Genomic DNA, 12841 nt, shown 5'->3' on the forward strand with positions numbered 1-12841 from the left:
TATAATTTCTTTTCTGTTTTCTCAGGAAAACACCATTGTTGAGGTTAAAATTAAAGGGATAAAAAGGCTAAAAGAATCATTTATTCAGAAGATTATACAAACAAAAAAAGGTGTTGTATTAGATTCTGCAGCTATAGAAAAGACATCATTCTTTTAAAAGGTTACCTGCCGTAGGGCATGCATATTATCAAGTATTTCTTTTGGATGATCATCTTTCTAATGTGTCTATAAATATAGAGGAAAACTTTACCATTCTACCAGAAGTTAATTTTTGGACAACAACAAATCAGCAGTTTTCTTATAAATTAGGATTGTATGATTATAATTTTTTAGGAAGAAATATCACCTTTGGTGGCTTTTATCAAAATAATGGTTTTGATTCTTATGGCATCAATTTTAAAGCACCTAATTTGTTTTCTAAAAAGTGGGGCTTAGCACTCAATCATCAAAATTGGAAAAGTGAAGAGCCTTTGTATTTTGGCACCGAAACTGCAAATTACTTGTATAACAATATTTCTTTTGAAGCATTAGGCTTGTATCAAATCAACCTAAAATATCAATTTAATTTTGGTGTAAATTTCTTCAATGAAAAATATCAATACATCTCAGGGGCAACAGATCCTTCAGTTCCAAGAGATTTAGATTTAGATAAATTACTATTTAAATTGGTGTACACGTATGATAATTTAGATTACTATTATCAATATGTAAAAGGGTTTAAGAGTGTTTTATATGCTCAATATGTTACTTCTAATAATCCTTTTCAAGAAGATTTTTTAATTGCTTGGAACGATTTTTTCTACTATAAAAGATTTGGAGAAAAAGGAAATTGGACCAATAGGGTTCGTTTTGGTTTGTCTTCTAATCAGCAAACACCTTTTGCGCCATTTGCTTTAGATAACAACGTAAACTTGCGTGGAGTAGGTATTTTGGTTGATAGAGGAACAGGTAGTTTTGTTTGGAATACAGAATATAGACATACTATTTTAGATAAAAATTGGTTGGCAATTCAGACCAATGTTTTTACCGATTTTGGTTCTTGGAGAAATCCAGGAGGCGAATTAAATGATTTTTTTGAAAGTAATAATATTAGAGTATACTCTGGTTTTGGTTTGCGTTTTATCAGTAAAAAAATATACAATGCTACTTTTAGAATCGATTATGGTTTTCGGGTTTCTCATAACCCAGGGCAATCTAAAGGAGGTTTGGTATTTGGAGTAGGTCAATATTTTTAATCTAAATTTAATATTAGTTTCTTACTTCTTAAAGATAAACACTTAGTTTTGCTGAAAAATAAGATTAAGATGAGAACTTTTGCAATTGGAGATATTCATGGTGGATTAAAAGCATTAATTCAGGTTTTAAATAAACTAGAACTAAAAGATGGTGATAAGATTATTTTCATGGGAGACTATGTAGATGGTTGGAGTGAATCTGCTCAGGTTGTTCAATTTTTAATTGATTTATCAGAAAAGTTTGATTGTATTTTTATCAAAGGAAACCACGATGTTTGGTGTGCAAATTGGTTAAAAGATTCAAACGATGTAAACCCTTCTTGGTTTTTACATGGTGGTAAAGAAACAATGGAGAGCTATGCTAGTTTTTCTGAAAAAGATAAAAAACAACATCTAGAATTTTTCGAAAATTTGCCACTGTACTATATAGATACAGAAAATAGATTGTTTTTGCATGCAGGTTTTACTTCTATGCACGGCGTAGAAAAAGAACAGTTTAAAGAGCTATTTTATTTAGACAGATCTTTGTGGGAAATGCTACTTGTATTAGATCGTAAAATCGAAAAGGATTCTATATTTTATCCTAAAAGAATACAACATTATAAAGAAATATACATTGGTCACACGCCAACAACCAATTACAATAACCCCAACCCAATGAATATTGCTAATGTTTGGAATGTTGATACAGGTGCAGCTTTTAAAGGGAAGGTGACTGGTTTAAATATAGAAACCAAAGAGTTTGTACAGAGTGATAATTTACCAAGTTTGTATCCTAACGAAAAAGGTAGAAATAAATAAGACAACGTTTGTTATTTATCGAGACACTATCCTAAAAAGTGTGTAAGTTCAAAATTTCAGGGTTAGGTTATTTATAACTTAATCCTGTTTTCAAATATAGCTAAAAATTGATTTAGTATCACTCCCCAATTTCTGATTGGCATGGTCCATTTTTTAGTGCTTTCTCTCAAAGCTAAAAACACGGATTTCATAACTGCTTCATCGGTTGGAAACGAGAGTTTGTTTTTTGTGTATTTCCGTATCTTTCCATTTAGGTTTTCTATAAGATTTGTGGTGTAGATTATGGTTCTTATTTCAATAGGAAAATCAAAGAATACTGTAAGCTCATCCCAATTATTTTCCCAACTTTTAATGGCGTAAGAATATTTAGAATCCCATTTAGTTTTGAAGTCATTTAAAGCAGCTTTGGCAGCTTCTTTTGTAGGAGCAGTATAGATTTGCTTCATGTCACGAGTAAATTCCTTTTTGTCCTTCCAGACCACGTAACGACACGAATTTCTTATTTGATGCACAACACAAATTTGAGTCGTTGATTTCGGAAAAATAGTTTTAATAGTATCCGTAAATCCATTTAAATTATCGGTAGCTGTGATAAGTATATCTTGAGTTCCTCGAGCTTTAATATCGGTTAAAACACTCATCCAAAAGGCTGAAGATTCATTTTTACCTAACCATAATCCTAGGACTTCCTTTTTGCCATCTGTTCTCAGGCCTACTGCAATATAAATAGTCTTGTTTATGACTTTAGAGTTTTCCCTAACTTTAAATACGATGCCATCCATCCAAACAATTAGGTAAGTGGCCTCCAAAGGCCTGTTCCGCCAAGCAATAACATCTTCTGTAATCTTATCTGTAATCCTTGAAATAGTGGATGTAGAAATATTAAAATCGTACAGCTCACGTATTTGTTCTTCAATATCACTGTTACTCATGCCTTTGGCATAAAGCGATATAATAATATTTTCGATGCCTTCTGTTGTACTTTCTCTTTTCTTTACAATTAAAGGATTAAAAGAACTATCACGGTCTCGAGGAACTTGAATCTCTGTTTCTCCTAAAACGGATTTTAATTTCTTTTTAGTGTAACCATTTCGAAGGTTGGCTGCTTTACTTTTTTTGTGCTTATCGTAGTCTAAATGGGCATCTAGTTCCCCTTCTAGTAACTTCTCAATACCACGTTTGTGCAACTGTTCTAAAAAGGATGTTAGCTCTGGTGCATTCTTGAATTGTTTTAAAAAGTCTTCGTTTAATAAATCTTCTGGTTTCATAAGTGTGTAAAAGTTAAAATTAATGAATAAAAAAATCTCAGATTAATATTTAACCTGAGATTTTAAAACTTACACAGTTTATGAGATACTGCCTTTATCGACCATAAATATAAATCCCGAAACAATCAACAGATTCTTTCGGGATTTAAAATAATTATTTTTTAACTAAATACCTTTAGTTATTTATCTTTCTTTGGATGTACTATTGTCATTTCATCAATTAAATGAGTAGCTCCTGCATATTTATCAACAATAAATAATACATATCTAATATCTACCATGATGTTTCTACAAATTTCAGGATCGTAGTTCATATCACTCATGGTACCTTCCCAAACTCTATCAAAATTTAAACCTATTAAGTTTCCTTCAGCATCTATTGCAGGACTTCCAGAGTTACCACCTGTGGTGTGATTTGTACCTAAAAAACAAACCGGAACTTTACCATTTTTATCAGCATATTGTCCGTAATCTTTTGTTTTATGAAGTTCACGTAATTTTTCTGGAACATCAAATTCATAATCTCCAGGAACATATTTTTCAATAACTCCATCTAAATAACTAACAGGATTATAGTAAACGGCATCTCTAGGCGCATAACCTCTTACTTGTCCGTAAGTAACGCGTAAAGTACTGTTTGCATCCGGAAAATAACGCGCATTTGGCAAGGCTTCCATCAATGCTTTCATATAGGTTTTTTGCAAAGCTACAATCGGTTCATTTTTTAGTTGATATTCTCTATTCAAATCCTTATAAAATGCTTCAATCATTGGTTTTGCATATTGATATGCAGCATCATTATTCAAGTTTTTAAGCACTTTTTTAGCTTTTCCATCAAACAATTGTAAAGCGGTATCTAGATTTGTAAAAGCTGTTTTTTCATAAATACTAGCATCAACGTTATCGTTATAGAAAGGCATTACATTTTCGAACACACCTTTGTCTACACCCACATCATAATTTTTGTGAATGCCTTTTAAAGTGCTTTCTATAGCAGCTTTTGCTTTGTCAAAAGACTTTGGATCTTTATTAATCGCTTGCTCAAACTGATATGCTCTAAAAGTCATGGTCATCAGTTCATTTGTTATTAAAAAGACTTCAATAAAGTTTCTTCTTTTGATGTTGATAGGAGCAAACTCTTTATATAAACGATCAAATTCAGGAAGAATATTTCCATACTTTTCCGTTAAGTTTTTTTCTGCTAATGCATTTGTAAAAGTAGCTTCAAAGGCTTGTCTTTTTTCTACCGCATCACTTTTTTGAATACCTAAATTTTCTCCAATCCATTTTTTCCAAGCATTGGCAATTCTAGCTTGTTTAGAAGCGTATTTAATACGAACCTCATCACTAGTTTTCATTTTTGAATCAATAACCTTTAAGGCAGCTTCTCTAATAGCGATATTTGTTGGGTTGTATTCTTCTGTAATGTGTTTAATTGCAACTGCAGGTAAATACTCGTCTGTGGTTCCTGGAAAACCAAAAACTAAGGTAAAATCACCTTCTTCTACACCGTCTAAAGAAATTGGTAAAAAGTGTTTTGGTGTATAAGGTACGTTGTCTTTACTGTATTTTGCAGGGCGATTATTTGCATCAGCATAAATTCTGAACATAGAAAAATCTCCAGTATGTCTAGGGAAAACCCAGTTGTCTGTGTCGCTACCAAATTTACCAATATTTGTTGGTGGTGCACCCACTAAACGAATATCCTCAAAACGTTCTGTAACAAATAAAAAGAATTGATTTCCTTGAAAAAAGGATTTTATTTTGGTTTGTTGCCAAGCTTCTTTGGTGATTGTTTTTTGTAAAGCATTCCCGTTTTTTGTAATGATAGATTGTTTTTCTTTTTCAGTTAAAGAATCATTGATGCCTTCTAAAACTTTGTCAGTTACATCTTCTATACGAACAATAAACTCAATATATAAACCTGGGTTTGGTAATTCTGCTTCTAAGTTCATGGCCCAAAAACCATCCTTTAAATAATCGTTCTCTAAAGTAGAATGAGATTGAATTTGACCAAAACCACAATGATGGTTTGTTAAGATTAAACCTTTAGGAGAAATAATTTCACTAGTACAACCTCCGTTAAAATGCCCAATTGCATCTTTTAAGCTAGAATTGTTAACATCGTAAATGTCTTTTGCTGTTAATTTACTTCCTAAAGAAGTCATTTCTTGTTCGTTCATTCCTTCTAAAAGAGAGGGAATCCACATACCACCTTGTTGTGCAAATACTTGTACAGAAAGGAGTAAAAATAGTATTTTAATATATTTCATATGTATTATTTTATAAAGGGATAAAGATACAAAAAGGGTTACTTTTTACCTAAAGGATATATTTCTTGTTCGATGAAATTTTTTGGAAATTCTTCATCTCCTTCAAAGCCCAATTCTATGTCTCTGCCAGAATACGGAATGTAGTTTGTTTTAAAAATATAATCCCAAATACTTAATGTAATTCCGAAGTTTACGCCATTTTTTCTGTCTTCTGGCAGTTCTTTTACGTGATGCCAAATGTGCATTTTAGGGTTGTTTAAAATATATTTTAACCAACCATAATCCCAATTAATATTTGCGTGGTTTAAATGCCCTATAAAAATGTTAAAAAAGTGGACAATAGCAACATCTTTTGCTGAAAATCCTCCAATAATGGCTAACGGAATGTATTTTAAAGAACTGTAAACTACAGGTTCCATCCAGTGATAACGTAAGTGTGCGGCAAAGCCCATTTCTTTTACTGAGTGATGTACTTTGTGAAAATTCCAAAGAAATTCGAAAGTATGTAACAGTCTGTGTGTCCACCACTGTACAAAATCAACCACAATAAAAAAGATAAAAATTCGTGCAAAAAAGGGTAGTTTATTAATTTCTAATAATTGAAAATTAGCAATTGATAGACCTACAATTCCTAAGAAATCATTAAACAATTGTGCAGCCGAATTTGATAAAGCAATGAGTACAATTAAATTCAATAAAAAGAAATTGAAGAACATATAAAACGTGTCTAGCCAAAAGTCTTTTCTAAATAATGATTGATTTTTTCGCCAAGGAAAAATAGCTTCTAATGCCCAAACAACTAGTGAAATAATGATTAATCCGTAGAAATAGTTTTCCCAATTGAGTTCCATTAAAACGGACTGTTTTACGTAATTCCAATAATCGGAATAAGAATTTTTTATGATGTCTAAGTATTTGTTCATAATCTAAAGATGGCATTTGCAACATCGTTTATAAGAAGTCTATTTTTAATTTAAAAACTAACCCGAAAAGAATATTTAAAAAGGGGTATTGGTATTGCTAAAATAAAACAATAAGGACTGAAAATAAAGTAAATTCTAAAGCAAAATAATTATCATCATAGCTCCAAAATTTATTGTCTGTAACCAATAAAGAACGTTTAAAAAAAAGTAAAAGTGTATGAAGAATATAATTTTAAACATATTTAGCCTTTTATTAATTGGGCTATCTGCAAACTCTCAAACAAAAGTTTATTATGTATCATTAAAAAAAGATGTAAAAATACCTGCACTTCCAATAAAGGAATACAAAGGTGAAAAGAAACAAACACTTGGAGAAAAAATAGCAGTTTATCCAGATATAGAATTTCAAGAAATTACAGGTATTGGTGGTGCGTTTAATGAAATTGGTGGACTAGCATTAATGTCATTACCGGAAGAAAGTAGAGAAAACGTTATGAGTAACCTTTTTAGTAAAGACCAAGCTCAGTTTTCATTTTGTAGAACTGCCATTGGTGCTAGTGATTTTGGTACAAATGCCTATAGTTATGCTGAGGTACCTAATGATTATGCAATGGAACATTTTTCTATCAAAAGAGAAGAAAAAAGTGTGATTCCATATATTAAACTGGCTCAAAAGTACAATCCGAATTTAAAATTATTTGCTTCTCCTTGGAGTCCTCCAGGGTGGATGAAATATTCTGGACTGATGGATCAAGGAAAAGAAAATGCAGCAGAAAACAAGTTAAAAGATGATCCTGAAATTTACAAAGCGTATGCCTCTTATTTTTCTAAATATGTATCGGCTTATAAAAAAGAAGGAATTGATGTACATAAAATTTTAATTCAGAATGAAACAGATATCAGTACCAAGTATCCTTCTTGTGTAATGCATCCAGAACAGATGTATAAATTTGTAGCTTCTTACTTGCGTCCAGAGTTTGATGATAAAAACATTAAAACTGAAATTTGGGCAGGTACTTTCCGTACTTATGGAGCTTTAGATGCCTTAGAGTTTGCAAACAAAGATGCGTTCCTTAACGCTGTAGATGGTATTGGCATACAGTATACCAACACAAAATTTATAAGTGATATGAATTTGTTGGTGAATAATAAGCCAACAATGCATACCGAAGGCGTTTGTTACAATGGAAAAAATACAGTAGAACAAGCTTTTAAAAGATTAGGAGAGGTTGCTTAGTAAATATATGCAACCAGGAGCAAAAAGGATTGCTTCTTTTTCTAAAGGAACAATTATTTCTCTAAAGAAAGACAATACCGTGTTTTTATTTGTTCAGAACAAAACGGATGTTGCAAAGAATTATCAATGTGTAGAAAAAGGAGAAACGGTTGCTATTGCTACTATTCCTGCAAATTCAGTTGCTGTAATTAGCTATGTGAGCAAGAAGCTATAATAGTATAAAGTGGTGGTTAGATAAAAGTGAATCACAAAAAAACTCCTAATTCTATTGTTAAAATAGAATTAGGAGTTTTTTTATAATGTCTAAGTGTTTATTTATAACACTTTTATTACCTCTTTAAATAATGCAATCATTTTAGGCTCTGCTTTACCAGCAACGGCAATAATTTCTGAAATATCTACAGGTTGTAAGTTTTTTGGATCACATTCATCCGTTAACACAGAAATAGCAGCGCAAGGTAAGTTTAATTGTTTGGCAACAATAACTTCTGGTACAGTACTCATGCCTACAGCATCAGTTTCTAAAATTTGTAACATTCTATATTCTGCTCTCGTTTCTAGTTGAGGTCCTAAAACACTAGTGTAAACACCTTCGTGTAATAAAATATTTTGTTCTTTGGCAATTGCACTAATTTTAGAGTTCATTTCTTTAGAATAGGGTTCTAACATATCTGCAAAAATATTACCAAAATTATTAGCGCCTTTAAAAGCTAAAGGAGAACTTCCTTGTAAATTAATATGATCGTTTATCAGCATTAAATCTCCTTTTTTATAAGTAAGGTTAATTGCTCCTGCTGCATTAGAAACTAATAAGTTTTTAATACCTAAACCGTGCATGGTTCTAATTCCGTAAGTAACTTCCCAAGCATTGTAGCCTTCGTATAAATGAAAACGGCCTGCCATTACAACCACCTTTTTTCCTAATAATTCTCCGTAAATTAATTTACCAGAATGAAACTCTACCGTTGCCACAGGGAAATTGGGAATATCTGAATACGAAATTTCTTTTTCAATTGAAATTTCATCAACTAATTTTCCTAATCCTGTACCTAAAACAATTCCTATTTCTGGATTTGTAATTCCGTTTGATTTTAAAAAATCGATGGTTTCTTGTAATTGTTGTTGCTTCATTATCTTAAAAATTGTTGAAATGCAGGATGATGCCCAATATCTTCAAACACATCTACATCATTTAATTCTGTTAACAAAAATACTTTTTTATCTTCTAAATCAGCCAAAGTATCTTTTCTAACTGAATCCGTTCCCCAGTCTTTGTTTTTGAAGATATTTTCTTGGAAAGAATTCATGCCTAAAAGATAATAACCACCATCTATTGCAGGTCCAATTACAACATCATTTTTATCTAATGCTGTAAATGCTTTTTCTATGTTTTCTGATGATAAATCGTATAAATCACTACCAATGATCATTACTTTTTCATAACCAGCATCAAATCCATTTTTAAACGCATTTAACATTCTAATACCTAAATCTTCTCCAACTTGTTGGTGTTTTTGAAAAACGTTTTCGTTCCAAATGTCGTTCTCTCTAATTTTGACGGAATAATAAACCGCTTTATCAGATGTAACTTCTGATGCAATATTTTTGGTTCTTTCTAGTAAGAATTTATAAATTTCTAGAGCAGTTTCATCTCCAACAGTTTTTGCCAAACGTGTTTTTGCTTTTCCTAATTCAGGATTTCTAGTAAAGATTAATAATAGGTTTTTATTCATTTTTTTAAATTTTGTCATTCCGAAATGAGGAACGATTGAGGAATCTTTGGATTGAAAATAGATTTCTTCTATCGTTGAAATGATATTTGTGCTTTTTAATTGAGTTGGTTTTGAAAACCGCTACTGCTAACTGCAAACTAATTTTATTGATAAACTTTTTCCCCTTTTGTAAGCCATTTGCCCCATTCTTTATTAAAAGCGTGGACTTTTTCTGTCGTATTACCTAAGGTATCCATTACTTTAAAATTGTTGTTTTTCCACTCGAAAATTCCACCGTATAGATTAAAAACATTGGTGTAACCATTTTTAATCAATTTGTTAGCAACAATTTCAGAACGAATTCCAAGAGAGCAATACACTACAATTTTAGCATTTTTATCCGTTGGTAATTTCTCTAAAGTTTCATTAATATTAAAATCATCAAAACCAACAAGAATTGCGTTTTCTAAATGACTAACGTTATATTCTTGTTCTTCTCTAGCATCCAATAAAATAGCTTTTGTTGTCGTTAAAGTATCTACAGAAATGTATGGAACATTATTCTTGTTGAATTTATTCAGTAATTTATCTAGTTTCTTTTGTGCAGAAACGGTAGAAGATATCAGTAAAAAAAGGATGCATATTTTCTTCATTTAAGTTGATTTTTTTTAAAATTTTCACAAAATTAGATCAAACACTTTAAATTAATATTTAACTTTTATAATTGAATTCCGAATCCTTGTAAATCACTTTCTAAAGGTGGTAAAAATTCTGTAATAATAGTTCTAAAATATTCTTTGGGTAGTATACCGTTTTGCATTAATTTACTAGTTAATTTATAATTGTAATCTAACGTGTAAAGTTAAAGTTTTCTTTCGAATCATCTAAAATAGCATGCCAAACAAGTGGAGTTCCTTTATTTGCTGGAATAGCTATTATTTCAGGATTTAACCAAAGTTGTTCTTTTTCTGGTTGATAAAAAGGCAATCCGCAATAACCTACAACAATTACATTGCTATTTATAGCTTTAAAATTAGGTTGTTTTATTACCAAATCTATAGACTTCTAAATAAATATTGATTCATTAAAATAAGAAATATACACCACAGTTACTTGTTGTTTAGCGTATTTAAAACTTTCCGAAATAATAAAAGAGCTTGTTTCCAAGCTCTTTTGCTATTCTGTAATTTTACCGAATTCTCTTAAATCGGCTGCTTCATATAAGTTTTTAGACTTTAATTTATTTTTATTAAAAAATAAAAACACTATTTTTCGTTTAAAGTCCAATCATATTTTAGGTAACTAACTTTTGCTTTAGGGCTAATTTTAGTTGTAGAATATTTGTTTAAATATTCTATAACCGAACCTTTTTTAGTGAAATCTACTTTAAACCAATCGAAAATTGAAGAAATTTGAACTTTATTAGCCGAAATTTTATTTCTAGTTGTATCATTTATAAACTCCTTCATTAGTTTTTCTAAAGTTGCATCTACATTTTGTTCTGTAAAAGCTACATTACCTAATTTAGGACAAGAACCAGAAGCACAATTTACACCCACATGAACTCTCGAATCAAATAAGTTTTTACGTAAAATAGTATGTTCAATATCATCTAAAGTATATGTTTTTCCACCCACTTTTGCAAAAGGGATTTTCCAAGCAGTTTTTCCATCTTGTTTGATATCTGTAATGCTTTTTAGAGGATAATTTTCTAAAATAATTTTGATAGTATATGCGTTGTAAGCATTTATCCAAAATGCTCTTTGTTTGTTTTCTGACCAAGAACTTGCTGGTGTTATTTTTTCTAAATAAGAAAGGTAACTGTCTAATTTAGCTTCATCATTTTTTAATGATTTATAATCTACAACGCCGCTTTTAGTAACGTGTTTTTGTAATAAGCTGTTAAAAATTGAAGTTTGTGCATTTACTTGTGATAAAGTAAAAATAGCCACTAATGTTAAAAGTATTTTTTTCATTGTATGTAATTTCTATAGATATAGACGAAACCTTTTTAAGTTGATTACAAAAAAGACTTCGAAATTAGTTAAATTAAAGTTAAGTCAGTTTTTTTGTTGCTTTAAAAAGGGGTAAGTTAGTAAGTTGTGCTGTTATTTTTTAGTTTTAAAGGAAGTTTCTTAACAAGTTTGGCCCCGATTGAAGCGACTGTTTGAGCTCTTTTTGTTTTTACAAAAAAGCGAGTGCCTTTCGACTTCGCTCAAGATAAACTACAAGCGGGATTAGCTTCCAATAAAAATGATTATTTTTGCCACTAATTAAAAGAATAAATAGTTACAAAAATACATATTTTATGAAAGCATATATTTTTCCGGGTCAAGGAGCGCAATTTACAGGAATGGGATTGGATTTATACGAAAAGTCTGCATTAGCGCAAGAATACTTTGAAAAAGCAAACAAAATTTTAGGATTCTCGATTACAGATATTATGTTTGAAGGAACTGCTGAGCAATTAAAAGAAACGAAAGTTACGCAGCCAGCAATCTTTTTACATTCTGTAATTTTAGCGAAAGTTTTAGGAGATTCTTTTCAACCAGAAATGGTTGCAGGACACTCTTTAGGAGAATTATCTGCTTTGGTTGCAAACGGAGTTTTAACTTTTGAAGATGGTTTAAAATTAGTTTCTAAACGTGCTTTGGCAATGCAAAAAGCGTGTGAAGCTGCACCTTCTACAATGGCTGCTGTTTTAGGATTGGCAGATAATATTGTGGAAGAAACCTGTGCAGAAATTGATGGAGTAGTGGTTGCTGCAAATTACAATTGTCCTGGACAATTAGTTATTTCTGGTGAAATTGCTGCTGTTGAAAAAGCATGTGAAGTTTTAACTGAAAAAGGAGCAAGAAGAGCCTTGTTATTACCTGTTGGTGGTGCGTTTCACTCGCCAATGATGGAGCCTGCAAGAGCTGAATTAGCTGCTGCAATTGAGGCAACTGAATTTAGCAAGCCTACTTGTGCTATTTATCAGAATGTAGTTGCAAAAGCAGTTACAAGTCCAGATGAAATAAAAGAAAATTTAATTGCTCAATTAACGGCACCTGTAAAATGGACGCAATGTGTACAAGCAATGATTGCAGATGGTGGTACAGAATTTATAGAAGTTGGACCAGGTAAAGTATTACAGGGTTTAATGCGTAAAATTGATAGATCTGTTGCTGCTAGTGGTGCTGCGTTAGTAGAATAGATTTTAGTAAAGTACTCTTATAGAAAAAAACGAACTTGTGAGAGTTCGTTTTTTGGTTTTTTTTTTGGTTTCGTTAACGGTTTTGTGTATGATTAGTGGCGTGTTTAAGCACCTAATTTAGTAAATAAAAACCGAATAGAAAATCCGAGAGGATTTTCGTAAGTAGGCGAGAACTAGCCATTAATTATACACGGTG

The 12841-nt window shown here is 31.1% G+C and carries 13 protein-coding genes; 5 read left to right on the top strand and 8 right to left on the bottom strand.

The features are described from left to right. Positions 1 to 200 precede the first annotated feature (200 nt). Entirely contained in the window at positions 201 to 1235 is a 1035-nt protein-coding gene (locus WG945_RS14060; RefSeq protein WP_317039193.1) for an outer membrane protein assembly factor, read from the top strand. 69 nt (positions 1236 to 1304) lie between these two features. Further along, entirely contained in the window at positions 1305 to 2036 is a 732-nt protein-coding gene (locus tag WG945_RS14065) for a metallophosphoesterase family protein (protein ID WP_068450968.1), read from the top strand. Between the two features lie 71 nt (positions 2037 to 2107). On the opposite strand, the gene WG945_RS14070 is transcribed toward WG945_RS14065, so the two are convergent. From WG945_RS14070 to WG945_RS14080, 3 genes are all read right to left on the bottom strand, one after another. Then, on the bottom strand, positions 2108 to 3304 hold the full coding sequence (locus tag WG945_RS14070) for an IS256 family transposase (RefSeq protein WP_038527458.1): 1197 nt from the start codon (positions 3302 to 3304) through the stop codon (positions 2108 to 2110). 179 nt (positions 3305 to 3483) lie between these two features. Beyond that, entirely contained in the window at positions 3484 to 5577 is a 2094-nt protein-coding gene (locus WG945_RS14075) for a S46 family peptidase (RefSeq protein WP_068449595.1), read from the bottom strand. Between the two features lie 38 nt (positions 5578 to 5615). Beyond that, positions 5616 to 6500 carry a sterol desaturase family protein gene (locus tag WG945_RS14080; RefSeq protein WP_068449596.1) on the bottom strand — a complete coding sequence of 295 codons (885 nt, stop codon included), beginning with the start codon at positions 6498 to 6500 and terminating at the stop codon, positions 5616 to 5618. A 217-nt stretch (positions 6501 to 6717) separates the two neighbouring features. Between WG945_RS14080 and WG945_RS14085 the strand changes: the two genes are divergently transcribed. Together WG945_RS14085 and WG945_RS14090 are read left to right on the top strand one after the other, a co-directional pair. Then, a complete protein-coding gene (locus WG945_RS14085; protein ID WP_068449597.1) occupies positions 6718 to 7737 on the top strand; it encodes a glycoside hydrolase family 30 protein in 1020 nt (339 codons plus the stop codon). Positions 7738 to 7744: 7 nt separating this feature from the next. Further along, positions 7745 to 7951 (top strand): hypothetical protein, encoded by a 207-nt coding sequence (locus WG945_RS14090; RefSeq protein ID WP_068449598.1) that lies wholly within the window; start codon positions 7745 to 7747, stop codon positions 7949 to 7951. A 101-nt stretch (positions 7952 to 8052) separates the two neighbouring features. On the opposite strand, the gene WG945_RS14095 is transcribed toward WG945_RS14090, so the two are convergent. The 5 genes from WG945_RS14095 to WG945_RS14115 form a co-directional block, all read right to left on the bottom strand. Then, on the bottom strand, positions 8053 to 8868 hold the full coding sequence (locus WG945_RS14095; protein ID WP_068449599.1) for a purine-nucleoside phosphorylase: 816 nt from the start codon (positions 8866 to 8868) through the stop codon (positions 8053 to 8055). Continuing rightward, positions 8868 to 9470: a TIGR04282 family arsenosugar biosynthesis glycosyltransferase gene (locus WG945_RS14100; protein WP_068449627.1), complete on the bottom strand. Its 603-nt coding sequence runs from the start codon at positions 9468 to 9470 to the stop codon at positions 8868 to 8870. Before WG945_RS14100 ends, WG945_RS14095 begins: the two co-directional genes overlap by 1 nt. 143 nt (positions 9471 to 9613) lie before the next feature. After that, positions 9614 to 10102, bottom strand: coding sequence for a rhodanese-like domain-containing protein (locus WG945_RS14105; protein WP_068449600.1), 489 nt, complete (start codon positions 10100 to 10102; stop codon positions 9614 to 9616). A gap of 196 nt (positions 10103 to 10298) precedes the next feature. Further along, positions 10299 to 10502 (bottom strand): hypothetical protein, encoded by a 204-nt coding sequence (locus WG945_RS14110; protein WP_068449601.1) that lies wholly within the window; start codon positions 10500 to 10502, stop codon positions 10299 to 10301. A gap of 212 nt (positions 10503 to 10714) precedes the next feature. Then, positions 10715 to 11425 carry a DUF547 domain-containing protein gene (locus tag WG945_RS14115; RefSeq protein ID WP_068449602.1) on the bottom strand — a complete coding sequence of 237 codons (711 nt, stop codon included), beginning with the start codon at positions 11423 to 11425 and terminating at the stop codon, positions 10715 to 10717. 332 nt (positions 11426 to 11757) lie between these two features. Here WG945_RS14115 and fabD point away from each other — a divergent pair, with 332 nt between their 5' ends. Next, a complete protein-coding gene (gene fabD / locus WG945_RS14120; RefSeq protein WP_068449603.1) occupies positions 11758 to 12645 on the top strand; it encodes an ACP S-malonyltransferase in 888 nt (295 codons plus the stop codon). Positions 12646 to 12841 lie beyond the last annotated feature (196 nt).

The sequence above is a fragment of the Polaribacter atrinae genome (assembly GCF_038023995.1).
In the GTDB taxonomy this organism is placed as follows: domain Bacteria; phylum Bacteroidota; class Bacteroidia; order Flavobacteriales; family Flavobacteriaceae; genus Polaribacter; species Polaribacter atrinae.

Coding starts and splice junctions, on each gene's coding strand:
- WG945_RS14065 (WP_068450968.1), top strand. CDS start 1,305: ATGAGAACTTTTGCAATTGGAGATATTCATGGTGGATTAAAAGCATTA.
- WG945_RS14070 (WP_038527458.1), bottom strand. CDS start 3,304: ATGAAACCAGAAGATTTATTAAACGAAGACTTTTTAAAACAATTCAAG.
- WG945_RS14075 (WP_068449595.1), bottom strand. CDS start 5,577: ATGAAATATATTAAAATACTATTTTTACTCCTTTCTGTACAAGTATTT.
- WG945_RS14080 (WP_068449596.1), bottom strand. CDS start 6,500: ATGAACAAATACTTAGACATCATAAAAAATTCTTATTCCGATTATTGG.
- WG945_RS14085 (WP_068449597.1), top strand. CDS start 6,718: ATGAAGAATATAATTTTAAACATATTTAGCCTTTTATTAATTGGGCTA.
- WG945_RS14090 (WP_068449598.1), top strand. CDS start 7,745: ATGCAACCAGGAGCAAAAAGGATTGCTTCTTTTTCTAAAGGAACAATT.
- WG945_RS14095 (WP_068449599.1), bottom strand. CDS start 8,868: ATGAAGCAACAACAATTACAAGAAACCATCGATTTTTTAAAATCAAAC.
- WG945_RS14100 (WP_068449627.1), bottom strand. CDS start 9,470: ATGAATAAAAACCTATTATTAATCTTTACTAGAAATCCTGAATTAGGA.
- WG945_RS14105 (WP_068449600.1), bottom strand. CDS start 10,102: ATGAAGAAAATATGCATCCTTTTTTTACTGATATCTTCTACCGTTTCT.
- WG945_RS14115 (WP_068449602.1), bottom strand. CDS start 11,425: ATGAAAAAAATACTTTTAACATTAGTGGCTATTTTTACTTTATCACAA.
- fabD (WP_068449603.1), top strand. CDS start 11,758: ATGAAAGCATATATTTTTCCGGGTCAAGGAGCGCAATTTACAGGAATG.